The 25561-nt window shown below is 34.8% G+C and carries 25 protein-coding genes and 1 pseudogene; 16 read left to right on the top strand and 10 right to left on the bottom strand.

Annotation, left to right across the window (positions count from 1 at the left end):
• Positions 1-131: 131 nt before the first annotated feature.
• The 3 genes from OPR52_RS01335 to OPR52_RS01345 all read left to right on the top strand — a co-directional run bounded on the left by OPR52_RS01335 (position 132) and on the right by OPR52_RS01345 (position 6600).
• Entirely contained in the window at positions 132-2618 is a 2487-nt protein-coding gene (locus tag OPR52_RS01335; protein WP_265038297.1) for a host RNA manipulator TomO, read from the top strand.
• Between the two features lie 6 nt (positions 2619-2624).
• The gene (locus OPR52_RS01340; RefSeq protein WP_265038298.1) at positions 2625-5420 is read left to right on the top strand and encodes a TomO hydrophobic C-terminal domain-containing protein; all 2796 of its coding nucleotides are present in this window, start codon (positions 2625-2627) and stop codon (positions 5418-5420) included.
• A gap of 289 nt (positions 5421-5709) precedes the next feature.
• Positions 5710-6600, top strand: a complete 891-nt coding sequence (locus OPR52_RS01345) for an Rpn family recombination-promoting nuclease/putative transposase (RefSeq protein ID WP_264328568.1) — start codon at positions 5710-5712, stop codon at positions 6598-6600.
• A gap of 76 nt (positions 6601-6676) precedes the next feature.
• On the opposite strand, the gene OPR52_RS01350 is transcribed toward OPR52_RS01345, so the two are convergent.
• From OPR52_RS01350 to OPR52_RS01385, 8 genes are all read right to left on the bottom strand, one after another.
• Positions 6677-6823, bottom strand: coding sequence for a hypothetical protein (locus OPR52_RS01350; RefSeq protein WP_265037749.1), 147 nt, complete (start codon positions 6821-6823; stop codon positions 6677-6679).
• A 15-nt stretch (positions 6824-6838) separates the two neighbouring features.
• Positions 6839-7698, bottom strand: a protein-coding gene (locus OPR52_RS01355; RefSeq protein ID WP_265037751.1) for an IS630 family transposase whose coding sequence is annotated in 2 segments (ribosomal slippage) — positions 6839-7374 and positions 7374-7698 — 861 coding nt in all. Because the reading frame shifts where the segments join, the coding sequence is not laid out codon by codon here.
• An 89-nt stretch (positions 7699-7787) separates the two neighbouring features.
• Positions 7788-8620 (bottom strand): IS5-like element ISWpi1 family transposase gene (locus OPR52_RS01360; protein ID WP_265037890.1). Its coding sequence is split into 2 segments (ribosomal slippage): positions 7788-8251 and positions 8251-8620, totalling 834 coding nucleotides; the frame shifts between segments, so codons are not numbered across the junction.
• Positions 8621-8678: 58 nt separating this feature from the next.
• Positions 8679-8894, bottom strand: a complete 216-nt coding sequence (locus OPR52_RS01365) for a helicase RepA family protein (protein WP_265038299.1) — start codon at positions 8892-8894, stop codon at positions 8679-8681.
• A 108-nt stretch (positions 8895-9002) separates the two neighbouring features.
• Positions 9003-9398, bottom strand: coding sequence for a hypothetical protein (locus tag OPR52_RS01370; protein WP_265038300.1), 396 nt, complete (start codon positions 9396-9398; stop codon positions 9003-9005).
• A complete protein-coding gene (locus OPR52_RS01375) occupies positions 9395-9883 on the bottom strand; it encodes a hypothetical protein (RefSeq protein WP_065094958.1) in 489 nt (162 codons plus the stop codon). Before OPR52_RS01375 ends, OPR52_RS01370 begins: the two co-directional genes overlap by 4 nt.
• 23 nt (positions 9884-9906) lie before the next feature.
• Positions 9907-10704, bottom strand: coding sequence for an ATP-binding protein (locus tag OPR52_RS01380; RefSeq protein WP_265038301.1), 798 nt, complete (start codon positions 10702-10704; stop codon positions 9907-9909).
• Between the two features lie 51 nt (positions 10705-10755).
• Complete coding sequence (locus OPR52_RS01385; protein ID WP_065094960.1) at positions 10756-11247, bottom strand: sigma-70 family RNA polymerase sigma factor; 492 nt, start codon at positions 11245-11247, stop codon at positions 10756-10758.
• An 872-nt stretch (positions 11248-12119) separates the two neighbouring features.
• On the opposite strand from OPR52_RS01385, the gene OPR52_RS01390 reads away from it, so the two are divergent.
• From OPR52_RS01390 to OPR52_RS01430, 9 genes and pseudogenes are all read left to right on the top strand, one after another.
• Positions 12120-12590, top strand: coding sequence for a RuvC family protein (locus tag OPR52_RS01390; protein WP_065094961.1), 471 nt, complete (start codon positions 12120-12122; stop codon positions 12588-12590).
• Positions 12591-12722: 132 nt separating this feature from the next.
• The gene (locus OPR52_RS01395) at positions 12723-13193 is read left to right on the top strand and encodes a hypothetical protein (RefSeq protein WP_065094962.1); all 471 of its coding nucleotides are present in this window, start codon (positions 12723-12725) and stop codon (positions 13191-13193) included.
• Positions 13194-13211: 18 nt separating this feature from the next.
• Positions 13212-14696 (top strand): ankyrin repeat domain-containing protein, encoded by a 1485-nt coding sequence (locus OPR52_RS01400; protein WP_265038249.1) that lies wholly within the window; start codon positions 13212-13214, stop codon positions 14694-14696.
• Positions 14693-16531 (top strand): phage terminase large subunit family protein, encoded by a 1839-nt coding sequence (locus OPR52_RS01405; RefSeq protein ID WP_265038488.1) that lies wholly within the window; start codon positions 14693-14695, stop codon positions 16529-16531. Before OPR52_RS01400 ends, OPR52_RS01405 begins: the two co-directional genes overlap by 4 nt.
• Positions 16521-16745 carry a gpW family protein gene (locus OPR52_RS01410; protein WP_265038302.1) on the top strand — a complete coding sequence of 75 codons (225 nt, stop codon included), beginning with the start codon at positions 16521-16523 and terminating at the stop codon, positions 16743-16745. The genes OPR52_RS01405 and OPR52_RS01410 overlap by 11 nt, the downstream gene beginning before the upstream one ends.
• Positions 16746-16930: 185 nt before the next feature.
• Positions 16931-17763: pseudogene (locus OPR52_RS01415) on the top strand (IS5 family transposase).
• Between the two features lie 89 nt (positions 17764-17852).
• A protein-coding gene (locus OPR52_RS01420) for an IS630 family transposase (protein WP_265037751.1) occupies positions 17853-18712 on the top strand; the annotation gives its coding sequence in 2 pieces (ribosomal slippage) (positions 17853-18177 and positions 18177-18712; 861 coding nt in all).
• 15 nt (positions 18713-18727) lie between these two features.
• Positions 18728-19063 (top strand): hypothetical protein, encoded by a 336-nt coding sequence (locus OPR52_RS01425; RefSeq protein WP_265038303.1) that lies wholly within the window; start codon positions 18728-18730, stop codon positions 19061-19063.
• Positions 19064-19143: 80 nt separating this feature from the next.
• Positions 19144-19296: a hypothetical protein gene (locus OPR52_RS01430; protein ID WP_265038304.1), complete on the top strand. Its 153-nt coding sequence runs from the start codon at positions 19144-19146 to the stop codon at positions 19294-19296.
• Here OPR52_RS01430 and OPR52_RS01435 read toward each other — a convergent pair.
• Positions 19273-19734 carry an ankyrin repeat domain-containing protein gene (locus OPR52_RS01435; protein WP_265038305.1) on the bottom strand — a complete coding sequence of 154 codons (462 nt, stop codon included), beginning with the start codon at positions 19732-19734 and terminating at the stop codon, positions 19273-19275. The two genes, OPR52_RS01430 and OPR52_RS01435, sit on opposite strands and share 24 nt — an antisense overlap.
• A gap of 197 nt (positions 19735-19931) precedes the next feature.
• Here OPR52_RS01435 and OPR52_RS01440 point away from each other — a divergent pair, with 197 nt between their 5' ends.
• On the top strand, positions 19932-20156 hold the full coding sequence (locus OPR52_RS01440; protein ID WP_065094365.1) for a hypothetical protein: 225 nt from the start codon (positions 19932-19934) through the stop codon (positions 20154-20156).
• Positions 20157-20165: 9 nt separating this feature from the next.
• Positions 20166-21086, top strand: coding sequence for a patatin-like phospholipase family protein (locus OPR52_RS01445; protein ID WP_264373666.1), 921 nt, complete (start codon positions 20166-20168; stop codon positions 21084-21086).
• Between the two features lie 201 nt (positions 21087-21287).
• Here the strand turns inward: OPR52_RS01445 and OPR52_RS01450 are convergent, their stop codons facing one another.
• On the bottom strand, positions 21288-21431 hold the full coding sequence (locus OPR52_RS01450) for a hypothetical protein (protein WP_245610998.1): 144 nt from the start codon (positions 21429-21431) through the stop codon (positions 21288-21290).
• Between the two features lie 554 nt (positions 21432-21985).
• On the opposite strand from OPR52_RS01450, the gene OPR52_RS01455 reads away from it, so the two are divergent.
• A complete protein-coding gene (locus OPR52_RS01455) occupies positions 21986-24586 on the top strand; it encodes an ankyrin repeat domain-containing protein (RefSeq protein WP_264373665.1) in 2601 nt (866 codons plus the stop codon).
• Between the two features lie 165 nt (positions 24587-24751).
• Positions 24752-25486, top strand: coding sequence for an NTP transferase domain-containing protein (locus tag OPR52_RS01460; RefSeq protein WP_265038306.1), 735 nt, complete (start codon positions 24752-24754; stop codon positions 25484-25486).
• Positions 25487-25561: the final 75 nt, after the last annotated feature.

The raw sequence follows: 25561 nt of genomic DNA on the forward strand, positions 1-25561 counted from the left end.
TACCAAATCTCGTAGGTAATAGGGCAAAACCAATAACGAAGGTTGGTATTAGCATTTTACCAAAATTCGTAATTTGTTTGACATAATCTTTTTTTAGTGATAGACTAAATTAATTGCAATGAGTGAGAAATATGGTTCTTGGTACTAATAGTGAAAATCAACAAGTTAATACTAGTTTGCCTGTGCGCTATGAAGAATTAAAGGGTTCTATTCATGAGGAATTAGAACAAAAAAGAAAGCTAAAATTTGAGCCAAAAGTTCAAGTTAAAGACATTCCATCTACAGGAAAAAGAAGAGCGTGTAAAGATGCAAGGAAATTCACCAAAATAGAGAAACAGCTTAGGCAAGCTAATACAGGGCAAAAAGATTTGTACTTTAAATTACTAAAAGCTTTTGAAGGTGAAGATTTGGTATCAGCAAAAGAGCTAGTAAGGGAGATGAAGAACCTTAATATATCTTATCGGGTACAGGGTGTCAAACTACTACTCTTATTAAGATTGTTTGTTACAAACGCATGTAAAGATGCTGGCTGGTTCGAATTTTACAAAGATGTCTTGTCAGAAGGTGGTAAAATTGATCTTAATGCCGATGTTTGTTCTAGTGGTACAGCTTTAAGTTATGCATGCAGAGAAAAGAACAAAGATGTTGCAGAATTACTATTAAAGCATGGAACTGATATTAATAAAGTGAGTGCCCTGTCGGGTAAAACACCAATTCTTATTGCTCTAAAAAACAATGACCACAATCTAGCAAGTTTGCTTTTTCGATATGGAGCAAAAATTGATGTTACCCCTGAATTAGAACAAGCAATTATTGCTGATAGCTACAGCGAATATGAAAAGGAGACGATGGGGATTCTGTTGCAGCATACTTCTCCTGAACAAAATACCGAGATGCTAAAACATTTTTCAAGCAATGTAACCCTGGAAAGTACTGAAATTGTAAAGTTGCTTTTAGATAAAGGGGCTGATCCTAATATAGGAGAACCTGATGCAATGCAAATTGCTACCGATAAAGGTAATATTGAGCTTATGAATTTATTTAATCAAAAATTGGGAAGAGAGTCTAAAAGTTTAGAGGATTCATTTGTCATTATTCCTGACAATTTAACTTTGAATAAAATACAGGACATTCTAGATAAAGCAGCAAATGAAAATGATGATGCAAAATTGACTGAGGTTGTAAATAATATTCAGGATTACGAAAGTCAGGTGATTTGCAATTTTGATGATCCAGAAGAAGCAGGGCTTTTCGTGGGATTCTCTAAGAAGGTTTTGAATTTACAATCGCAAGTTAGAGACCAATATGTACTAAGCCGTATATTAATGGTGCTTCAATCTCAAGAAAATGGTAGCAGGTACTCAGTAAAAGAATTGTTACTGCTGGCAATCGCAGCTAATGATGAGCTAACAAAGAAATACCATGATATGCTTTTTGCTAAAGGAAACTTGAATCTTTTACATCTGCTTGTTGGTGGTGAAAAGTATATTGAAACCTTTATAGGGAAATTTCCCGATCTTTATCAAAGTTTAAAAAATCAAGCAATCCGACTTGAAAATGGTGAAGTTGGGTTTTTCTCAGTTATAGTGCTAAGGGAAGAACAAGAATTACTGGATAAAGTTTTTGCTAATGAAGATACTCTTCAAAATCTAAAAGAAATTTTGAAAAATAATACTTCTGATCCTACGTATGGTGTACTTGAAGCAGCGTCATTAGTACAAAATGAGGAATTTATCAAGAAAGTATTAGATGTGTTTGAAAGAGATGCTAAACAGAATATCAATGATCCAGCTACCAAAACTCTGTTGAAGGAGAGTTGTATTACTTTATTAGAAGCTGCAATAAGTCAAGAGTGTTTCCCGATTGTTGAATACTTATGCAAAAAATGTATTGAGGACAAAAATGAAGCAATTCAAACAATCTACAAAGAAGCATTTACAGATGATAAGATTATTGAGACGTTAAAGAAACAAATCCTGAAAAGCATAGGAACTCGCGGTAGAAGGGAAATTTACGATTTAATGTTGAAAACTGCATCGAGTGCTGATAACATTATATTTTTAGGAAAAGTATTGAATTTAGTTAAAGGTAATACAAAGCCTTTTCGTGAAAGTTTTGCTACTATTTCAGAAAATGCTTCTCCTACAACTGTTGAGCAATTACAAAAGTATAAAGATATGACTAAGTTTACAGAAGTGCCACGTGACGTTGAACCTAGAGAGGAAATACAAAAGGCCTTAGAAAAATGTTTAGAAAGTAGAATCCCTCACAAATACTCAGAGTTCGAAGCAATCGAAAGCAGAGATATTAAGGCTTCTTCTCGTGGGTGGTTTGCTATGCGCAAAGGAGTAGATTTTTTTATTAAGCCATTGAATGTTGACAATGACGACTCTGTACGATCATTTATAACAGAAGTTATTGCTGGTCCGCTATATAGACTAGCACTGTTTGGCAAATCACCAAAAATTTGGCTAATTGAAGACGATCAGGATCAAATCTTTTTGGGTTCGGAATTTCTGCCTAACTTTAATGCATTTAACCATCTATATATAGAAGCACGTGACAAAAGCAATATCAAACAAGAAAAATATTCAGATGAAGCTCAACATAAATTCTAAGAGGAGTTGCAAAAAAGCGTAGAAAATTCCAAATACTTCGCTAAGTTTTTAGCTGCATGTTTAATATTTAGGGAATTTGATTTTCATTTAGGAAATTTTGGAATGACGGAAACAAATGACACAGGCATAGCAGAAAGAAAATGGGCAAAAATTGATCATGGCTTGTCATTTGAATATCAGCGCTTTGATCAGGAGTGTTCATCAAGTGATTGTCTAGGGATTTTGAAGTTTTATTTGCAAGAAAGAAAACAGCACGGGCATCCAGCAGTAGATGGCTTGTTGAAAGAAGTTTTAGCAGAGTTAGTAGATGATGGTAAATTGTCAGAAGAATTGGGTAATATGTGCAAATTCTTAGAAGAAAGTAAAGCACTGATTGAGCAATTAATAGACAAACAAGTAGGAGATTTAAACAAGGCTCTAAGTGCACATCACGGTATAAAATTTTCCATTCTCAATGAGACTTTTTCGTATAATGCTAAACATCGTGTATTCGTTACTGATCAAGGTGATGAGCTTAGTAAGTATTTCAAAGAAATATTGTATGATCAAGTTAAAAAAGCAAAAGAGTTTTCAGAAGAGTTGAGCAAGAAGAATAAAGATCTTAAAATGGAAGATTTGAGTTTAGGTTGTAACTCTTTAGACAATACAACTGGGTCGAATGCGCAAGGTGATAGTAGTAAAGCACATTCTGAAGTTATAGTAACTGAAAGCAACAGTAGTGACGGTGAAAATAAAAAAACAGTAGCCTCATCTATTAGGTTTCAAGGTCATACTTCACAAGATAGAAAAGAGAACTTAGACATTACAGGGCAAAATGCTTTACAATTGGAACAAGAAGAACCAAGTCAACAAGCAAAGACTGATGACCTTATTCAAGAAAAAAATCAACTAGGAAAAGAACCAAATAGTGCACAGAAAAGCTTGGATGGGAAAATTGCAGAACTTAAAGACAGAAAGACTTTTGCAAAAGAAGAAAAAAATGATACCTTAAATAGAATGGGGAGTTCAATACAGAACCTTATAAGCCATAATTCCAGGGAGGGTAAAATGCCTACAAATACAGAACAGCAAGTCAAAAGCTCATTAGGACAAGAGAAATCTGAGAATACAAGAAATCAGCTTGAAAAGCTACAAAAAGAATTGAATGAAAAAACTCAGGCACTTGAAAGCATGAAAACTCAGCTTGCAGAGAAAGAGGAAGAGCTGAAGGGTGTACAAGTTCAATTAGAGCAAGAGAAAACAAAACTGCAAGATGAGCTCAAGAAGAAAGAGAAAGAGCTGAATAGCAAAACTAGGGAAGTAACTGAGCTTACTGAAGAAAAAAGTCAACTAGAGAAAAAGCGAAATAGTATACAGCAAGACTTGGTTGAAAAAACTAAGGCACTTAATAGCACACAAGCTCAGCTTGAAAAGCTACAGAAAGACTCAGATGCAAAAACTAAAGAATTCGAGGGTACAAAAGCTCAGTTAGAACGGGAGCGGGATAGTGTAAAGCAAGAATTGGATAAAACAACTGAGGAGCTTAAGAGGAAAGAGGCTGATCTTAAAAACGGCAAGAAAGAGCTGGATAATGTGAATGAAAAGGTTTCAAAGTTAGAGCACGAGACATTAAATCAACAAGCAAGTATTGATGATACAAATCAAGCTCTGGATACAAAAACTAGTGAAGTAACTCACCTTACTGAAGAAAATACTCAATTAAAGGATAACCTAAAGACTACAACTGAAGAAAACACCGAACTAAAGAATGAGCTAAAGCTGAAAAAGCCTAAAAATGAAAATAACGACCTGAAGACAAAGCTGCAGGAATCTGAAAACAAAAGTAAAGGACTAGAGAGTCGAATCGAAGAGCTACAAGAACAGCTTGCAAGTAAAGATAAAGAGATGGATGCTGCAAATCAAGCTTTGAATGCAAGAACTCAAGCTCTTGAGAGGACACAAGCTCAGCTTGAAAAGCTACAGCAAGAATCAGTTGGAAAAGCTAATGAAGTAACTAACCTTACTGAACAACTTAAGAATACAAAAGCTCAAGCTGAAGAAGAGATTAACAAGCTAAATGGTCAAATAGATCAACTTACTCAAGAAAAAAATCAACTAGATGAGCAGTTGGATAGTGTACAGAAAGAATTGGGTATAAGAATTAGCGAAGTAACTCAACTTACTGCAGAAAATACTCAATTAAAGGACAATTTAAAAACTACAACTGAAAAAAATACTAAACTACAGAGCAATTTTGATGCTATAAAAAATACCCTAAAGACTACAACTGAAGAAGATACTAAACTGCAGAATGATCTAGAGGTTACACGAAAAATCGTGAATGAAAAAGACAGTCAAATTGGGAACCTAAACAGTAACATCATAGAACTAAATGAGCAACTAAGAAATAAAGACAGTCACATTGAAGGCCTAAATGATCAACTAAAAAGTAATGATGTTCGAGTCAAAGAGTTAAACAATAAACTTAAAAGTAAAGAGTTAAATAATACACATGGACAACTTGAAAACAAAAGCAAGCTGGAAAATCAGATTAAGGAGCTAAGTTGTAAAAATCAAAAGCTGTCGAAGGCAAGCACTCATAGTAAAAGGCAAAGTAATTATGCCTCTGTTTCTTTTGTGTTGTCAGGAGTATTTGCTGTTGGTGCAAGTTTAACAATGTTTCATTTAGTAATATGTATTTCACTTGCTGTAGCTGCATTAACTTTTCTTGCAGTAGGATTTTACTGTTCATATAAGGCAAATACAGCGCTTAGTAATGTTGAAGTTAAAAATGGTGTTGATCCTATAGCTGTGGAAGTTTAAAATAGCCCAAGTTGAGAAAGGATAGCAGAAGTAGAATAACTGTTTAGATATTGAGTTAATAATTTAGATATTCTTCTAAAAAAATTACTTGATATTTATGATCTTTCAAGCATACCACTAGCTTTAAGATTTTTTAGGTCAGTCGCCTATATTAATAGGAACACCTACCTCAAGTAGATTCTTCACCAACTCTTGAAATTCAGCTAACTTTAATAGACTTTAGCATAAAGAAGTTGAACATTTCTTCAGAATTGTGTATAATTGTTAACGTCCTATAGGTTTACTTATTATGGCTCTTTCTAAATTTCTTGACCCCAAAAATGATATATCGTTCAAGCGTATCTTTGGTACTGAAAAAAATAAGGATATTCTTATTCACTTCCTCAATGATATCCTTGGCTTCACTGGTAAAAATGAAATAAAGGATATAGAGTTTTTAAGTACTATTCAAGACCCTGATATCGCCGCTAAAAAGCAAAGTATTGTTGATGTTCTCTGCAGAGATGAAAATGGACTGCAAGTGATCGTCGAAATGCAGGTCGCTAAAACTAAAGGCTTCGAGAAACGTGCTCAGTACTATGCTGCTAAAGCTTATTCAAGACAAGCTGACAAGGGTGATCAATACCATGACCTTAAGGAAATTATCTTTATTGCTATAGCAGATTGTATCTTGTTTCCCGATAAATCTGAGTATAAATCAAAGCATACTATTCGGGATGAAGACACTAATGAACATGATTTAAAAGATTTCTACTTTATATTTATTGAATTGCCAAAATTTCCAAAAACTAAGGAAGATCAGTTGGAGAATATAGTTGAAAAGTGGGTCTATTTCTTTAGGTATGCAGAGGAAACCAGTGAAGAGGAGCTGGAAAAAATAATAGGGAGTGATTTTATAATCAAAAAAGCCTATGAAGAGCTAAATAGATTTAACTGGTCAGAGAAAGAATTTATTGCCTACGAACAGGAAATAAAACGTATTCTTGATGAACAGGCTGTCCTCGCTCAAAGACTCGATGATGCTACTGAACAAGGCAAAAAAATTGGTAAAGAGGAAGGAAAAATTGAAGGAAAAGTTGAAGTAGCAAAAACAATGCTGGCTAATAATGTTGATATTGACACTATTATCAAGTTTACTGGTCTTTCTATAAGTGAGATAAAAGAATTGCAGAAAGTTTAATAACTTATAGATTCTTCTAAAGAAATTACCTTATTTGAAATTTACTTGACGCTTATAGTTTTTTGAGCATAGCCTTTTATGTTAGATTCAAAGAAGACTGAATAGGCTGCTCCACACTTTCTACTTTCTCTAGCGTCGTATTCGGCTTTAGGACATCATACAACGCATAACTCACACAAGCTAATCCAACAATTCCCACAACCACTGCTATAGCATTTCTCATAATAGTCCGAACAGGTCATAGGAAGGCAGAATCAACAGCACGACGAAAGGATTCGAATAGAGGAATGTTTTTCCTGGCTCTGTTTTTTATAGCAAACCAATGATGCTCAATTTTGTTGAAATCTGGAGAATAAGGCGGCAGATACAAAATTTCTGCACCAACCCCTTTAGCAAGCTCGATAATCTTATCAGACTTATGAAAAGTAGCATTGTCAAGAATGACAGTCTGTCCAGGTTCCAAGATCGGTGTCAAAAATTGCTCAAACCATCCATTAAAAACATCCATATTACAGTGGCCTTCAAAGGTTAACGGAACAACTATCTTTCTTCCACTTAAGGCTGCAACCATACTGATTCGTTGAGTTTTCTTTCCAGATTTTAAGGCATAAAACCGCTGTCCTTTCTGGCAATATCCGTAGGGGTAGTCTTCGGTGTTATCAATGCCAGACTCATCTATATACACTAAGTTTTTAGGTTCTTTTGTCGCTATAATTTTCAAAAATTCAGCACGTTTTTCTTCGTTTCTTTCCTTGTATCCATATGTCTTTTTTTGCGCGTAAATTCAATTTTTTTAAGGGCTCGATAGATCGTTTGGATACTAACGTTGTTCCAAAGTTTAGCCATTTCCGATAGAGTCTTTCCTCCGTGTTCTCTGGCAAATTTGGCAAAGGTATCCCAGTCGGTAATTTTGTGATTGTAACCCCCATTTCCAAGTTTTTTTGATTGAAAGTCTCCTGTTTCTTTTCTTCTTTGCTGCCACTCCCATAAAGTAGTTCGTCCAATCTTAAATCTTGCTGCCACTGTTTCTCTGCTTTCTCCTTCGTCTAGCGCTTCCATTGCTTTTTTTCTTAAATCATAACTATATGCTGCTGGCATTCAACCTCCTTATCATCATCTACCCTTATCCTATCACATCCGGACTTTTATGGAAAGAGCTCTAAGAGGTTGTCCGGAAACAAGTAAATTCAAGCATATTCCCTCTTTAACATAACCCTACTCATAGCTAGGTATATGAAATTCTCAGTGGATGTTGTGAGTAAATCATACTCCTTCGATAGCCTTCTATTCCTATTAACCCAAGCAAAAGTCCTTTCTACAACCCATCTTCTTGGCTGTACTTTAAACCCTTGTTCTCTTGTTGGTAGTAGCTCAGGTGGCGTATCTTTGTGCACCCAAAATCTACATGTAGGCCTTTTAACAATTTCAATATCTATGTCATATTCTTCCTTTATGTGATTCTTTAAATTTCTTCCTTGGTATCCCATGTCAGCCCACATTTTTTTAACTTTAGTATATTTTGTTCTCATATTGTTTAATGCTATTTTAATACCATCTCTATCATTTTCGTTAGCAGCGCCTACGTAACAACCTAGTATAAAACCCTGAGTGTCTGTAATTATATGCCTTTTTCTACCCTTTACTTTTTTACTTCCATCATAGCCTTTGATCCCCCCTTTTCTGTAGTCTTTACAGATTGACTATCTACTATACAGGCACTCGGCTGCTCATTCCTTCCTATTTTTCTTCTACTATATTTTGTAATTTCATAATTCATTTTCTCAAAAATTCCCTGCTTCTTCCATTGCCTGAACTGCTCATACACAGTCTTCCATAGCGGAAAATCATTTGGTAAATACCGCCATTGACACCCTGTACGCAATACATAGAAAATTGCTTCTAATATTTCTCTTTTGCTATACTTTGGCGGCCTTCCTCCTTTCTTGTATGATACTCTGAAGTGTTTTTCTATTCTTGCCCATTCCCTTTCGCTTAGATCTGTTGGATACTTTTTTCTCATCTTTACCCCGTACTAAAATTTCAGATATTATAGCCTTTTACTTGTTTCCGGACAACCTCTAATTGTACTCCATCTCATTTTGCAGATAGATTATTTTTAGTGGCCTTGCTGACTTCATCTTAAGAAACGATACTCCTGCTGCAAGATGTGCAAGCAAAGAGAGAAGAAAATAACTTTTGCCAACCTTTGGAGTACCACCAATGACTAAAAGACCACCTGGAGTGAGAATTCGTGGAGCTATTATGTCTTCTGGTATTGGTGATTGATCACTCAAGTACTGCTTTACAGAAAATATTTTTTCTGCTCTCTCCCTTTTTTCTCCACTCTTTGATTTCTTATTGAGCCACTTCCTAGCAGAATCTATATCACCTTTAATTAAAACCTAAAGATCAATAATATCACCGCTAGTCCCTTCAGTAAAATTACGCCAATCACCAGCTTCCTTACCTACTATTTTAACTGTAATTGTATTTCCATTTAAGTTTCCAATATAAGTTTTATCTCGGTAAAATTCACCATTTGGAAGTAGGTAAGAAACACACTCTTTGATATTATCAATTAATAATGCTTTTATCTTTTCTTGCTTTTTAGACATAAAACTCCCATACATACTTTTCATACGTTTAAAGTTGAGATTAGCTAGCTCACAAACAGTTTCAAAAGATTTTGAATTCAGCCAATTAATTGCTTCTTCTCTTAGCTTTGGGGTTTTTCCTACTGCGTCCTGAATACCTCTAGTAACGACAGCAGACCAAAGCTTTTCCTCGTCGTACTTCAAAATGGTACTCTGTCAATTTCATAATTTTTACGGTATTCTGGAGTAATTACCGAAGCAATTTTGTTCTTCTCTCCATATTCATCAGTTATAACACCTACCTTTACTGTAAACTCCAACCCATTTAATTCTGCAACTGAATTTAGCTTACGAGCAAGGATTGCACTTTCTGAGTTATCATGTGGATGAATGTCACGTGCCGATTCCAAGATACTGCGAAGCATAGAGCGACCCATTTCTCCCCAAGTATCTTCTGCTTTACTACTTTTAATACCAATTATCTGATAAATCTTGTGCTTTGCGTATAGACCTTCAATAACGGTAAATTCTGTATTTAAATAAATGCTACCAGTAGTGGGGCTTTTAGTAAACCAGTGTTCATGACCTCCAGGCTTGATTGTCATTTTTACCTTTACTATTGTACCTTTTGGTATCAATCTACTTTGCGGTTTTACAGTGTTAAAGTCAGTTAACAGGTCTTCTAACATATATCATTCTCCATGTTTAAATTTTAAAACTTGCTTTTAATCTTTGTAAGCAGCTTCCCCAAGTGTGGTTCTTCAAGCATACTCAGGCGTCCACTACGATCCTTAGCTGGGTATCCCCAAGGATTTAGAGTATGGCAAACAAAAGAGCGTTTCTCCGTTCCATCATCTCTCTTGATTCCAACCATACTGATTACTTCATCAACTATTCCAGGAATTTCACTAGCAGTTTTAGCCCCTTCGCATTGAGGTAGCCAAATTGGACGATTGAAATCATCGAGATATTGACCTAAAGTGCCAACTATGATGATGTCTTTGTCTCTGATGTGTTGAAATTGATTGAGCCAAGCCATCATTTCCTGAGCAAGTAATCCATAGGCAGCTCTCATATCCTGCTTTCCTGATCTCTCAGAAAAAGCTTCAGGTTGCATTTTTGCCCATAATAGACATAAACGTGAAGCAACGGTTATACTATCTACAAAGATGCATCGGTATTTAGAAAACTCCGAAAAAAGATCTTTGTACTTACGAGATACATGTTCATGGTGTCTTTGGCTATATGCTTGATCAGACTTCAGCGCAGGATTAGACCCCCCTATAAGACAAGCAATATCTCTAGCTTCATTCCAAGTGCGAAGGCTAATTGAATCTCCTTGCCAGTCTTGAACGGCAAGAAGCCCTGCTTCAAAAGCAAGGCAAAGTGTTGGTTCATCTACGGTCTTTAGGAGACTTGTTTTACCAATACCATAAGGGCCAAAGATGACCATTTTTACAGTTGATATTGTTTGCAATCTTTCATTATTATTCAAAATTGTAAGAACCATTATTTATCCATGCTACGATGTATATATATACAAGAAAGGCAAAAATTTTGTTCAATTTTTCTTTTTGCCTGCGTAGTAAATAGGAGAAAGTTTGGCACGTATCTTCTTGATAATATTGTTTAAAGTGGTTCTTGAAACGTTGTTCATCTTGGCAACTTCATGTAAGTTGAAAAATTTAAGTTGCTCACATATATTTTGCCATTCCTTTGGTAAAACCGAGATCATATAGTCTACATCAATGCGTTTTGTTATTTCACTCTCAAGTAGCTCTGTTACATCAATGCTAATATAGTTATTGATGTCACGTTTTGCACATCGCTGTTTCTTTAACAGGTTAATAGCTTTATTTTCAGTTAATCTTGCTACAAAGGTGTTAAAGCTACTTTTATCTTCATCATACTGATCAAGGCATGGCCAAATTTCACAGAAGAGTTCTTGCTCAAGATCTTCGTGAGCTTCATTAATAAAGCACTTAGCAAGTTTCAGTCTATAAGCTTGATATTTTACATTTTTAATAACTATATGGTAGTTTTGTAATTTCATAACTTTCCTTAAAAACAAATTGATGCTTTTAAGGATGAGAGTTATTAATGCTGTTATGTAGGACAGGAGCAAAAATAAATAATACTGATGCGATTTTTAATCTATTGATATTCTGTTATTTTTTTTTGAGAATAATACTGATGCAATTTAAAATAATACAGTTTAGGTTTTTGGAACCTATTTTAAATGGATTTCAATATTTTAAGAATGGGTAGCTCAGGCTTCCTAAAGTTATATTAAAAATATATAAGAATTTCATATTTTGAAATTCAATATCACCTAAAGAGCTAAAAATGTGGATTTCGCTATTAAAAGAATAGCTTAAATTTTTAAGAGGAAAATAGTTGAAAAGTATGCTCTCTATAACCTTAAGTTCCGTTCCTAATTACTGGCTTCCTAAATCAGGAATCAGGAATCTAGAACTAGCCTATATGGCGGGTTTTCACCATGCGTTCCTAAAACCGTTCCTAGGAACGGCATATCTGAAGTCCGCCAATATGGAGGATTCTAGCTTCCTGAAACCCTTATATATAATACATATATAAAAATATACACATATATAAAAACATATAAAATATAAGATTAGAATAATAAAAAAACCTCTAAAAGTAGAAAAATCATGTTTAGAAGGTTTTCAAATTCAAGAATTATAAAAAATTTTTCAAAAATTGAAGATTTTTTGGACAAAAATTTTCCAAATCTTGTATATATATGTACACAACAATTGAAAGCTCACTGGATCTTGGCAAACAAACTGGCTGTAAAAGAGTTTTCATGTTAGTTTTTAGTTGTTAAATTTCGAAAATTAAAGATTTTTTGGACGTAATTTTTTCAAATCTTGTATATATATGTACCTGACGATTGAAAGGGGAATGCTTACACTAGATCTTGGTAAACAAACTGGTTGGACTATTTTACATGATGGAATAGTACAAAGTGGAAGTAAGAGTTTTCATGTTAGCAGGTTTAGTGGTGGTGGAATGCAGTTTTTAAATTTTCGTAATTGGCTTAATGCACTTAAGTATAAATTTCCAGGTATTGAAGTTGTGTACTTTGAAGAAGTGAGAAGACATCTAGGAACTGATGCTGCACATATCTATGGAGGGTTTTTAGCACACCTTTCTGCTTGGTGTGAGGAAAGCAATATTCCCTATCAAGGTGTTTCGGTTAAGACTATTAAACGTTTTATAACTGGCAAGGGTAATGCAAGTAAAGCTGATGTCATTGAGGCAGTACAGGAAAAGGGTTTTTGTCCAATGGATGATAATGAAGCGGACTCTTTAGCTTTAATGTTCTATGTTATGAATTTTAGTAAAGATTTTAATATATTAAAAACACCATAGAAAGTGGGTCCTTCCGGCCATGCTGGCGGGTTTGGTGGTCCTGACCTCGGGCCTTCTTTAGCGTTAGATATATTTCAAATGTTAACTACTTACGAAATTATAGCTGAGCAGTGCTAAAAAGGAGAAAAAAAGGTGAGAATTACGCAAGCAGAGTGGGCAAGGGAAAAAGGGTTTTCGAGGCAATATGTCTGTTCTTTAGTAAAAAAAGGAATAGTTGAGCTGGAAGATGGACTTATTGACCGAGAACAAGCAAATGAAGCGGTAGCAGCAATAAGAGATCCAAGTCAACCACTTAGGAGAAAAGAGCGCGGAGAAAAACTTTCAACGATATTGCTAAAAACGCGAATAAAAAATGAAACGGAGCGTGGTAAACTTTTGGAAGCTAAAGTGAAAGCTGAAATAGGCAAATTTGTGTCAATTGAAGAGGTAAAAACTGAAGCATTTAACGTAGCAAGAGTTGTTCGTAATAATTTGCTTAATATTCCAAATAGAGTTTCAGCGCTGCTTGCATCACTGAGTGACACTGAAAAGATTCATATGGTGCTAACTGAAGAGATTACAAACTCACTCCAAGAATTATCTAACAATAGATTTCAAATATAAAAAGATTTTGAATGTAAAATGGCTGATAACTTAAGTTTAGAGTTAATAAAGTGTCTCATCAATCAACCTGGATTAGATGTTAATGTTAGAGGGTTGAATGGAAAGACACCACTACATTGTGCTATAGAGTTTGACGAATTAAGTATGGTAGATTTGTTACTCACAAAGAAGAACATTAATCCTTTTGTAGAAGATAATGACGGTAAAACATCTCTTGATTACGCCAAAGAAGGGAAAAAAGCAGAAATATTACAAGCGCTAATTAATAACAAATACGGATCAGAACAAGATAGCTTACTTCATTTAGCTGCAATGATAGGTGAAGTTAATGCAGTTAGATATTTGATAGGAAAAGGTATTGACGTTAATGTACGAAATGCTTTGCATCATACGCCATTACATCTAGCGGCAGGCATAGGACATGGAAATGTTGTCAAAATTTTAGTGGAAGAAGGAAACGCTGAAATAGATGTCTTTGATGCACGAAATCAGACACCAATGCACTATGCAGTTAATAACAAAAAGTTGGAGATAGTAAAGTTACTGCTAAAGCTTGGAGCAGATGTAAATAGCGCGCGCATGGGACAAAACTCAATGAAATTGTCACCTATTCATATAGCTGTAAGTAATACTAATTACGATGAAAGAGATTTGTGTTTGGATATCCTCAAATGCTTAATAAGGGAGCCTAATGCTCAAGTCAATTTGCAAGACTACGAAAATAAAACACCACTACACTATGCTGAAAGACTTAAAACAATAGAAGTTTTACTAACGCGAGAAGATATAGACCCTCTGGTACAAGACGATAGCGGCAAGACACCATTTGATTACGCTAAACCTGAGATAAAAAAGGCTTTGATGAGTAATAAATACGGTTCTGAAAAGAATAGTCTATTGCATTTAGCTGCACAAAAAGGAGAAATTGAGCTTATAGATGCAATTTTAAAGGAAGAAATTGATATTGATATTTCAAATAATAAAGGTTTATCACCGATTTACCTTGCTGCAGAAAAAGGGCATTTACATGTAGTAAAGTTATTGCTGAAAAAAGGAGCAAATTATACACCTATTTTACATTTAGCAATCAAATCAAACAATTTAGAATTACTAAAAGTTTTGTTTACTGAAAAAAATGGGGCATTGCTCTGTAGAGATACAGCTGTCAAATTTCCAACCCTTAATAATAAATATATAGCACAGAGAGAAATAGCAGATAAAAGGATGAAAAAGCATAATAACATTATCTGCATCTATATTACGGTCAGCGCAATAGCAGTAGCAGCATATATAGGTTTAACAGCAACAACAATAAGCAGTGCAATCATTTTTGCAACAATGACAGGGATATTTGCTCTTGCTGTAGCAATAATGCTAAGTGAGATAAGAAAAAGATATATAGAAAACGAATTTCAGAAAAAGATGTTTATGGAACTGGAAGAGTGTAGTCCTACTGTTAATGGTGTTGAGTTAGAACCAATTGTGAGTAGATGCAGGCAATGATATATGCTAGAGCTTTTTCTGAAGGTTTAAGACCAGATCCGCAGCTTAAAGTATCAGAGTGGGCGAATGAGTATCGAGTTTTAGCGCCAACTGCAGCATCAGAGCCAGGAAAGTGGAGAACAGAGAGAACTCCTTATTTAAAAGAAATCATGGATTCACTATCTCCATCTTCTCCAGCGGAAAAAGTAATATTCATGAAAGGAGCGCAGATTGGAGGAACAGAAGCAGGAAATAATTGGATAGGCTATATTATAGACCAAACACCAGGGCCAATGCTAGTAGTACAGCCAACAGTTGAAATGGGAAAGCGTTGGTCGAAGGGAAGATTTGCACCATTAATAGAGAGTACACCATGTTTAAAAAGTAAAGTAAAAGACCCAAGGTCAAGAGATTCAGGCAATACTGTACAGAGTAAGGAGTTTCCAGGTGGAATAGTAGTAATAACTGGAGCAAATAGCAGTGTAGGACTGAGATCTATGCCAGTAAAATACCTCTTTCTTGATGAAATAGATGCTTACCCTGGAGATTCAGGAGGAGAAGGAGATCCAGTTTTACTCAGCATAGCTCGAACCAATACATTTGCACGTCGAAAGATTTTTCTGGTATCAACACCAACGATTCATGGAATAAGCAGAATTGAGAAAGAATTTGAAGCAACAGATAAGAGATACTTTTTTGTACCATGTCCGTATTGTAATTACTATCAAGTTCTAAAATGGTCACAAATAAAATGGGAAAATAATGATTCGAGAACAGCACATTATATTTGCATAGAATGTAGCGGAAAGATAGAAAATCATCAAAAGACAGAGATGCTTGAGCGTGGAGAATGGAGAGCTATAGGGGTAAAAGAAGGGGAGAAAAAAGGATTTCATCTTTCAAGTCTTTATAGCCCAGTTGGCTGGTATAGTTGGCAACAAGCAGTAGAGGATTTTCTGCATGCCAAAGAAAGTGAACAATTACTGAAAGTTTGGATCAACACAACGCTTGGAGAAACCTGGGTAGATAAGGGAGAAGTACCAGATTGGAAGCAATTATTTAACAGGAGAGAATTTTTTCCCGTAGGCACAGTACCTAGGAGAGAAGTGGTACTTACCGCAGGAGTAGATGTACAAAAAGATCGTTTAGAAGTAGAAGTTGTAGCCTGGGGAAAAAGCCGCGAAAGTTGGTCAATAGACTATCGAGTATTTGAAGGAGATACTGGGGGTAGAGAAGTATGGAAAAAACTTTCGGAGTTACTCAATCATCATTTTATCGGTGAAAATGGTCTTGAATACATGATAAGCATGATGGCAGTTGATGCTGGGTATGCAACACAGGAAGTATACAATTGGGTAAGAGGTCATCAAGGATCTGGAAGAGTAATGGCAGTAAAAGGTGCAAATAAAGCACTAGTGCCGCTGAGTAGCCCAAGCAGAGTAGATATAACAGTTGGTGGTCAAAAGCTAAAGAGAGGAATAAAGCTCTGGCCAGTAGGAGTATCGATATTAAAGTCAGAGCTTTTTCAACTACTTAATATTTTAAAAGAAGAAGAAGGAAAAGCTCTACCTGGATATTGTCACTTTCCAGAATATGCACCTGAATATTTTAAGCAGCTAACGGCAGAGCAATTAGTCAGCAAAGTGGTGAAAGGATATACCAAACAAGAGTGGCAAAAGGTAAGAGAAAGAAATGAAGTACTAGATTGCCGAATTTATGCAAGAGCTGCATCTATTGCGCTTGGAATCGATCGTTGGCCAGAGAGTAAATGGAATAGTTTGAGTGGAAAAATGGAAAGTAAAAAGCCCAAAAAATTAAGACAGAGTAAATGGCTTAGTAGTCAAAATGTACAGTGAAGAATATTTAACTCAAGTTGAGAAAGCAATTCAAAAACTGCAAAGCGGAGAACGAGTGGTATCAATTGCTTATGGTGACCATGTTGTGCGGTACGGGGAAGTTCAAATAAATGATTTATTGAATTTAAGACAACGAATTAAGGCTGAGTTAAAAGTTGCAGGTATGAAGCCAAAGAGAAAGATTATTTTTTCAACCAATAAAGGAATTTTATAAATGCTGCTAAAAACCTTCAAGCAATTATTTAACAAACAAAAGATAAAAAGCTCAGCCTGGGACGCTGCAGGGTCAGGAAGAAGGGTAATGTATTGGCAACCGGAGAAAAGTAGTATAAATAACTTAGAGGTTGTCCGGAAATAAGTAAAAGGCTATAATATCTGAAATTTTAGTACGGGGTAAAGATGAGAAAAAAGTATCCAACAGATCTAAGCGAAAGGGAATGGGCAAGAATAGAAAAACACTTCAGAGTATCATACAAGAAAGGAGGAAGGCCGCCAAAGTATAGCAAAAGAGAAATATTAGAAGCAATTTTCTATGTATTGCGTACAGGGTGTCAATGGCGGTATTTACCAAATGATTTTCCGCTATGGAAGACTGTGTATGAGCAGTTCAGGCAATGGAAGAAGCAGGGAATTTTTGAGAAAATGAATTATGAAATTACAAAATATAGTAGAAGAAAAATAGGAAGGAATGAGCAGCCGAGTGCCTGTATAGTAGATAGTCAATCTGTAAAGACTACAGAAAAGGGGGGATCAAAGGCTATGATGGAAGTAAAAAAGTAAAGGGTAGAAAAAGGCATATAATTACAGACACTCAGGGTTTTATACTAGGTTGTTACGTAGGCGCTGCTAACGAAAATGATAGAGATGGTATTAAAATAGCATTAAACAATATGAGAACAAAATATACTAAAGTTAAAAAAATGTGGGCTGACATGGGATACCAAGGAAGAAATTTAAAGAATCACATAAAGGAAGAATATGACATAGATATTGAAATTGTTAAAAGGCCTACATGTAGATTTTGGGTGCACAAAGATACGCCACCTGAGCTACTACCAACAAGAGAACAAGGGTTTAAAGTACAGCCAAGAAGATGGGTTGTAGAAAGGACTTTTGCTTGGGTTAATAGGAATAGAAGGCTATCGAAGGAGTATGATTTACTCACAACATCCACTGAGAATTTCATATACCTAGCTATGAGTAGGGTTATGTTAAAGAGGGAATATGCTTGAATTTACTTGTTTCCGGACAACCTCTTAGAGCTCTTTCCATAAAAGTCCGGATGTGATAGGATAAGGGTAGATGATGATAAGGAGGTTGAATGCCAGCAGCATATAGTTATGATTTAAGAAAAAAAGCAATGGAAGCGCTAGACGAAGGAGAAAGCAGAGAAACAGTGGCAGCAAGATTTAAGATTGGACGAACTACTTTATGGGAGTGGCAGCAAAGAAGAAAAGAAACAGGAGACTTTCAATCAAAAAAACTTGGAAATGGGGGTTACAATCACAAAATTACCGACTGGGATACCTTTGCCAAATTTGCCAGAGAACACGGAGGAAAGACTCTATCGGAAATGGCTAAACTTTGGAACAACGTTAGTATCCAAACGATCTATCGAGCCCTTAAAAAAATTGAATTTACGCGCAAAAAAAGACATATGGATACAAGGAAAGAAACGAAGAAAAACGTGCTGAATTTTTGAAAATTATAGCGACAAAAGAACCTAAAAACTTAGTGTATATAGATGAGTCTGGCATTGATAACACCGAAGACTACCCCTACGGATATTGCCAGAAAGGACAGCGGTTTTATGCCTTAAAATCTGGAAAGAAAACTCAACGAATCAGTATGGTTGCAGCCTTAAGTGGAAGAAAGATAGTTGTTCCGTTAACCTTTGAAGGCCACTGTAATATGGATGTTTTTAATGGATGGTTTGAGCAATTTTTGACACCGATCTTGGAACCTGGACAGACTGTCATTCTTGACAATGCTACTTTTCATAAGTCTGATAAGATTATCGAGCTTGCTAAAGGGGTTGGTGCAGAAATTTTGTATCTGCCGCCTTATTCTCCAGATTTCAACAAAATTGAGCATCATTGGTTTGCTATAAAAAACAGAGCCAGGAAAAACATTCCTCTATTCGAATCCTTTCGTCGTGCTGTTGATTCTGCCTTCCTATGACCTGTTCGGACTATTATGAGAAATGCTATACTGTTTGTTTCAAAAGGAAAAGCAAAATCAGTTACCGGAAAAACTTTAAGCACTATTACTTTCACACCTGGAGATATTACAAATTGGAAAGTAAGATTTAATGAGCGTAATCAATATGGCTCGGTTATTGCCTACTGGTATGATTATGAAAAAGCAGAGACTATAACAGAAAAAGTAGGTGATCAGGAACCAAGCTATATTCTGCGAGATGTTTATGCAAGCAGTGATTTGGCGCAAAGTGCAGCATCTGCAAAATTAAATCAGCTGATGAGCAGTACAGTAACACTTATAGCCTTTCTTATAATAGTCCGAATGCGATAAGATATGTGTTTATGGCTATAGCAGGCCAGTAGCATATTACGGTCTGTTCGGATTATTGTAAAAAGAGCTATAATATCACAATGCCAGGAAGTCCTGAATTATTTGCCGAAGCAAAGATCAACCTTTTGGGGTTTCGCAAAGGAGTTTATGGTGATTGGATAATAAATAAGGCTGGGCATGTAATTGATAATTTGGGCTATCGTACTATATTAACAGCAGTTATGGGAAAGTAAATTGATAATTTCCTCATAAATATCTTTTTTTTCTTTATTATTGTTTAATTCCTCTACAGCAAGATCTAAAGGAGTTTTTTTATCTTTATTTTTAGCAAGAGAATGTGCTCCATTTTCCAGTAGAAATTTAGTAATTTCCAAACGTCCTTCCTGTGCAGCATAGTGCAAAGCTGTCCAGCCAAAAGCATCAGTAATATTTATATCAATGCCCTCTTTAATTAGAAATTTTACAACTTCTAAACAGCCTCCGCTTGTAGCATAGTGTAATGATGTTGCGCCAAAATGATGAGTAGCATTGATATCTACCACATTTTTTATTAAGGACTTTACAGTATCTAAGTTACATTTTTTAGCTGCAGTAGACAATCTTTCCAGATTATTGCCATTTGCATTACTTTTTATTGGTATGTTTTTTGAAGGTCTAAAATGTTGAAACAAAAAGATAGTACATATTATTGGTATTATCGAATTTACTAATAATTTTCGAAAAAGGCTAGATTTCATGTCTCTTATATTATTTGCATCGCTTGTTCAGTGCAACCAATTAACTTTATTTTAGAAAAGATTTTTTGGACGTAATTTTGATGAATCTTGTATATATCAATACGCAGCTATTTGTGCAAGAGAACTTTAAGATGAAAAACCAAAGTACAGGAAAGATCCCTGTAGCAGTAATTGCTACTATGGTAATACAAACAATAGCATTTATCTGGTGGCTGGCCAAACTCGACTTAAGAGTACACATGCATGATAAATTTATAGAACAAAACCAAAGGACTACAGAAATCATCTATCGTCTTGAAGAAAGGGTCAAAAACCTTGCTGAAGAAGTTAACGAGCTTGAGCAGAGACAAAAATAACTATAACAAATGACAAAGTACATTTTATCTGTAGATGGAGGAGGAATTAGAGGAATAATTCCTGCCATTATTCTAGCAGAAATTGAATCTAGGACAAAAAAGCCAATTTCCCAGATCTTTGACTTAATGGCAGGAACCTCAACCGGTGGAATTGTTGTTGCTGGACTTTGTAAAAGCAATAAACTTCAATACTCTGCCAATGATTTGGTTGAACTTTACCAAGAGTATGGACCATATATCTTTCAAGCATCACTTTGGAGAAAATCAATCGCTTCTTGGCTGAGTGGTTCTCAGTACTCATATAAAAATATGGAATTTATTCTCAACAAATACTTCGGCGAAAGCACTATGGCCGATGTTGCTAGTAATCTACTGCTCACCAGTTATGGCATTCACAATAGTTGTGAATTTTTCTTCAAAAGTTGGAAAGAAGAAAACATTAAGTTAAAAGATGCACTCAGAGCTACAACAGCTGCTCCAACGTACTTCACACCAAAACGTCTAAAAATTAGCCAAAGAGAGAGAGTGTTGATAGATGGCGGAGTGTTTGCCAATAATCCAGCGGCTTGTGCATATGCAAGTGGTAAAAGGTTATTTCCAAATGATGAGATTATACTGCTATCAATAGGCACTGGTGGAACAAATAGAAGTATAAAGTATGCTAACTCAAGGAGATTTGGCAAAATAGGGTGGATCAAGCCACTACTGAATGTGATGTTTGCTTCTGGATTGGATTGCGTTGATTATCAACTAGAACAAGTAATAGATGATAAATACATAAGAATACAATCGCAATTGAAAGTAGCATCGACTGAGATGGACAATATTACACTCAAAAATATCAAATTTCTTCAGCAAGAGGCAAGTAAAATGATAGAGGATAACCAGAAAGTGATAGACAAATTCTGCAAGCAAAATCCAAAACTATAACTGAGCTAGAAAAACGAAATAAGCGAGTTTCTAGTATCTACTTTAATAAATTTACTAAAATATTTTTTTAATATTATATATTGAATACAGAAGCACAAGAATTTCATTCAGCAATGCAGATAATTAATTATGTAATCACCTTCGTTGATATTTTAATATATTGTGTAGAAATCAGTAAACTAATGTTGCTTTTAATTCAGGTTAAGTTTTGGAAGCGTGATTTTCAAGTTCCTCAATAGATAAATCTGTTATTTTAGAAATAGCATCAACAGAAACGTCCAACATACGTAGATTATTTGCAACCTTTATTGCCTCTGCTTTGTAAATCGGGAATGTTGCTACCAAATGTTGACATTAAACTTTATGATATGAGGTATCTTTGATGTTTTTACGCTACTAAATTCATGATATCCATCTCTTGGCGATTTAAGCCTATTTTTAGAGTATTTATAAAAAGACGATAAGACCCCTTCTACATCTAAAGCCTAAAATGCAATTCTCAGATGATCTCTGACAGACGTTTTTTTCATCAACACATTCAAAACAATAAAAAGATTGAATATTTCTTCAGAATTGTGTATAATTATTAATGCTTTTTAAGTGGATTTCCTATTGTTCTTTCCAAGTTTCTTGGTGCACGTAACGATTATACTCTAAAAGGAATGTTGGTTACTGAGAAGAATGAAGACATCATCATCAGCGAAAAAAAAGAGAAAATTGACGTAGCTACTTAAGGCAGGTGTCTCTATTGCAGCTGAGACAGCTGATCACTCATGATCAAATAAAAAAGTTATAAGCACACAGATTGGATTACAGTATCTTTTTTAAGAAGAAGATTTATCTTGCTTAAAAACTTGTAGATGCTATATTTTACATAAATTCTTCAATGCGAGGCTTTTATGTTTACTAATAGAATATCTAATAATCTGGATCAGCTGCAATTTTTTGTAGAGTTTTTAAATGAAAATTATGAAACTCAGAAACATCTTGGTCTTACACCGCTACATTTAGCAGCAGGAAATGGTCAGTTGGATTTAGTCAACACTTTATTAGGAGAAGGTTTAGATATTAATTCAGAGATTAAGTACGATGGCTTTACGCCACTGTATTTTGCAATTGCAAAAAATCGCTTAGAGATGGTTAACTTTCTTATTGCTCATGGAGCAGATGTAAACCATAAGGCCATTCTAGGCTTTACACCTTTAAGTTTTGCATCCCAGCAAGGCTATTTAGATATAGTCAACACCTTGATTGCAAATGGAGCAGATCTTAGTACTAAAACAGATAAACTTAATACACCTTTACACCTAGCAGCAGAGAATGGTCATCTAGATATAGTAAATGTTTTTATTGAAAAGGGATTAGATGTTAATGCTGTAAATAATGATCGAGCAAGACCTTTGCATTCTGCAGTACAAAATGGTAATCTCGAGGTAGTTAAAGCTCTTGTTTCACATGGGTCTGATATTAATGCTGGATCTTTAGGAGTAGGTAATCATAAAGTTGATGCGAACATTACAGCCTTACATCTGGGAACACAAACTGGTAGATTAGATATAGTTAAGGCTCTGCTTGAAGCGGGAGCAAACGTTAATACAAAAACAGGTGATAAGATTACACCTCTACATTTAGCGTCTCAAAATGGCTTTTTAGAGTTAGTAGACATTTTAATAAAAGCAAAATCTAATGTTAATGCTAAGGATTATGAGAATCTTACACCTCTGCATTTAGCAGCAGAACGTAATCACTTTGGAGTAGTTAAGTCTCTTCTTCTAGTAAGGGGAATTGATGTTAATGCTAAAGGCCACGATAATTCCACAGCTTTACATATAGGATCTCAGAATGGTCACTTAGAAGTAGTGAAGCTACTAATAGAGAAAAAAGCCAATGTTAATGCTAAAAAAAACGAAGGTTTTACACCTTTGCATCTAGCAATTCAGCAAAGTCATTTCGAGGTGAGTGATTTTTTAATTAAAAATGGAGCAAACATTAACAACGTGGATGATCAGAATTGGACTCCTTTACATAATGCAGCATATAATGGTTTTTCTTTAAAAATAGTAGAGAGCTTAATTGCAAAAGGAGCAAATATAAATGCAAAGATGGATGATGGTAGAAGAGCTCTACATTTGGCCGCAGAGCATAATCACTTGGAAATAATGAATTTCTTGGTTGAAAATGGAGTAGATGTTAATGCTCTAGATAACAGAAGTTGGACTCCTCTACATTGTGCAACATATGATGGTAATTTAGAAGTTGCTAAATCTTTGCTTAATAAAGGAGCAGACATTAATGCTAAAACAGTTAAAAGTACTACACCTCTACACTTTGCAGTAGACCATGATCATTTAGAGGTGGTTGAATTGCTCTTAAAAAAAGGGGCAGAAGTTAATGCTCTAGATCACACAAATTGGACTCCTTTACATTTTGCAGCAGAAAAAGGTTATGATCAGATAGCAACCGTTCTATTGAAACATGGTGCTGATGTAAATGTAAAAGAAAATCAAAATAAAGGCACAGCCCTACATCTTGCAGCTCAATATGGTCATCCTAAGGTAGTTAAAACTCTTATTATAAATGGAGCGGATGTTAATGCAAAAATGGATAAAAATGCTACGCCTTTACACTTAGGGGCACAAATTGGTAATTTAGATATAGTTAGGTCTCTACTTATGAGCGGAGCATACTTTAATGCTGGAGCTGAAGGAGATAGATATGTTTTACCATTACACTTTGCAGAAAGAAGAGGAAACCCAGAAGTTATAAAATTACTAAAATTGACTGAGAAGTTATTTAAGGCTATAGAAGATAATAATTATTTAGGAATTGAGAGTTCAATTAGAGATGGAGCAATCACTAATTCGAAAAACGTGGATGGAAGAACGCCATTACATTATGCTGTTAATAATGGGCATATAAAAGTTGTAAATATCTTGCTAGCAAATGGAGCTGATGCTACTAAAGTTACTAACAAAGGTAATACACCATTACACACTGCTGCTTCCAAAGGTCATAAAGAAATTATTGAAGCTTTGTTACAACGTGTAAGCCACAATAAATTGAGTGATTTTATTAATGCTAAAACAATAGTTAAAGGCACTACATCGTTGCATGTTGCTACTGAAAATAGCTTTTTTGAAGCTGTAAAGTCTTTGTTGAAACATGGTGCAATTTATAACATCAAGAATAAAGAAGGTAAAACACCACTTGATCTTTCTCGAGACCAGAATATTACTAACCTATTGAAATTAGTAGAAGAGCTGTTTGAGAATGCAAAAAATGGTAATGTTGAAATTATCAGTAAGCTGAAAGCAATAAAACCTGATGAGCGCGTAGCTGTAACAAATGCTCGTGATGATCAAGGCAAGTCATTAGTCCAGGTTGCAGTAATTAATAAACACTCAAACCTTGCAAGTAGATTATTAGAAATATTAAAAAGTCCAGATCAGAGTTTACAAGATGTCAGCGTAGAAAATCGAGTAAAGAGTTTGAAGTTATAGCTCTCTTAAATGAAACTCTAATGAGGGTGCCAAGATCTAGATCATTTAGAAAATTATAGTGGGCTTTACATCTTATTAATTATAAATTAACTTACTATCTAATCAATCCCTAAGTCATGTATGAGTAACATTTTGATAATATTAGCAGCAGGAAAGAGCAGTAGAATGAATTCTGAATATTCAAAAGCGTTGCACCAAGTGGGAAATCTTACTCTTTTAGAGCATATAATTTCTAATGCAAAATCGCTGAGTCTAAAAAGCTTATCAATTGTTGTTAACAACTCCCTTCTAAAAGATTTAGAAAAGTTTGATACCCTAAAAAGTATAATCGATCAATACAATATAAAACTAATAATTCAAGAAGATATTACAGGTACTGGCACTGCAGTTAAAATTGCTCTAGAAAATCTGGAGGAGTTATCTGATCAAGACATAGTTTTAATACAGTATGGAGACACTCCCTTTATATCTAGTGATACAGTTATGAAAATGACTGATTGTTTAAAGTATAATAATTTAGTTCTTCTTGGATTCAATAGTCAAGATGAACAATATGGAAGATTAGTAATTGATAATTACGGAAATGTTCAAAAAATCCTAAAAAATGGAGATAAAATGCTTCTTGCAAACTCTGGAATAATAGTTTCATATGCTAAAGATCTTTTTACCTTAGTAAAAGAAATAAAATTTAATAATTCGACCAATGAATATTGTCTTAATGATATAGTACCCATTGCAGCAAACAATAACTTGAGTGTAGGTTATGTAGTTTCTGATGAAAGAGAAGCAATGGGAGTAAATAATAAAGAGGATTTGATTAAAGCCGAACACTATTTTCAAAAAAAAGGCGGCCAACTTTTCTTTCATAACTACATTTTTTTATTCATTAATTTAAGTTGACATTTGTTTTATACTGGTTTTATAATACCTTTTGATTCTTACTCGTAAGATAATTGGTACGACAAATTTTCCTAG

Origin of the sequence: Wolbachia endosymbiont (group A) of Hylaeus communis, from assembly GCF_947251915.1 — a bacterium.
GTDB lineage: Bacteria > Pseudomonadota > Alphaproteobacteria > Rickettsiales > Anaplasmataceae > Wolbachia > Wolbachia pipientis.

What these genes read in the sequence shown, in the direction of transcription:
- OPR52_RS01455 (WP_264373665.1), top strand. Translation starts at nt 21,986, where the DNA reads ATGTTTACTAATAGAATATCTAATAATCTGGATCAGCTGCAATTTTTT.
- OPR52_RS01460 (WP_265038306.1), top strand. Translation starts at nt 24,752, where the DNA reads ATGAATTCTGAATATTCAAAAGCGTTGCACCAAGTGGGAAATCTTACT.
- OPR52_RS01385 (WP_065094960.1), bottom strand. Translation starts at nt 11,247, where the DNA reads ATGAAATTACAAAACTACCATATAGTTATTAAAAATGTAAAATATCAA.
- OPR52_RS01445 (WP_264373666.1), top strand. Translation starts at nt 20,166, where the DNA reads ATGACAAAGTACATTTTATCTGTAGATGGAGGAGGAATTAGAGGAATA.
- OPR52_RS01335 (WP_265038297.1), top strand. Translation starts at nt 132, where the DNA reads ATGGTTCTTGGTACTAATAGTGAAAATCAACAAGTTAATACTAGTTTG.
- OPR52_RS01350 (WP_265037749.1), bottom strand. Translation starts at nt 6,823, where the DNA reads ATGAGAAATGCTATAGCAGTGGTTGTGGGAATTGTTGGATTAGCTTGT.
- OPR52_RS01345 (WP_264328568.1), top strand. Translation starts at nt 5,710, where the DNA reads ATGGCTCTTTCTAAATTTCTTGACCCCAAAAATGATATATCGTTCAAG.
- OPR52_RS01410 (WP_265038302.1), top strand. Translation starts at nt 16,521, where the DNA reads ATGTACAGTGAAGAATATTTAACTCAAGTTGAGAAAGCAATTCAAAAA.
- OPR52_RS01400 (WP_265038249.1), top strand. Translation starts at nt 13,212, where the DNA reads ATGGCTGATAACTTAAGTTTAGAGTTAATAAAGTGTCTCATCAATCAA.
- OPR52_RS01425 (WP_265038303.1), top strand. Translation starts at nt 18,728, where the DNA reads ATGAGAAATGCTATACTGTTTGTTTCAAAAGGAAAAGCAAAATCAGTT.
- OPR52_RS01405 (WP_265038488.1), top strand. Translation starts at nt 14,693, where the DNA reads ATGATATATGCTAGAGCTTTTTCTGAAGGTTTAAGACCAGATCCGCAG.
- OPR52_RS01430 (WP_265038304.1), top strand. Translation starts at nt 19,144, where the DNA reads ATGCCAGGAAGTCCTGAATTATTTGCCGAAGCAAAGATCAACCTTTTG.
- OPR52_RS01440 (WP_065094365.1), top strand. Translation starts at nt 19,932, where the DNA reads ATGAAAAACCAAAGTACAGGAAAGATCCCTGTAGCAGTAATTGCTACT.
- OPR52_RS01390 (WP_065094961.1), top strand. Translation starts at nt 12,120, where the DNA reads ATGCTTACACTAGATCTTGGTAAACAAACTGGTTGGACTATTTTACAT.
- OPR52_RS01375 (WP_065094958.1), bottom strand. Translation starts at nt 9,883, where the DNA reads ATGTTAGAAGACCTGTTAACTGACTTTAACACTGTAAAACCGCAAAGT.
- OPR52_RS01380 (WP_265038301.1), bottom strand. Translation starts at nt 10,704, where the DNA reads ATGGTTCTTACAATTTTGAATAATAATGAAAGATTGCAAACAATATCA.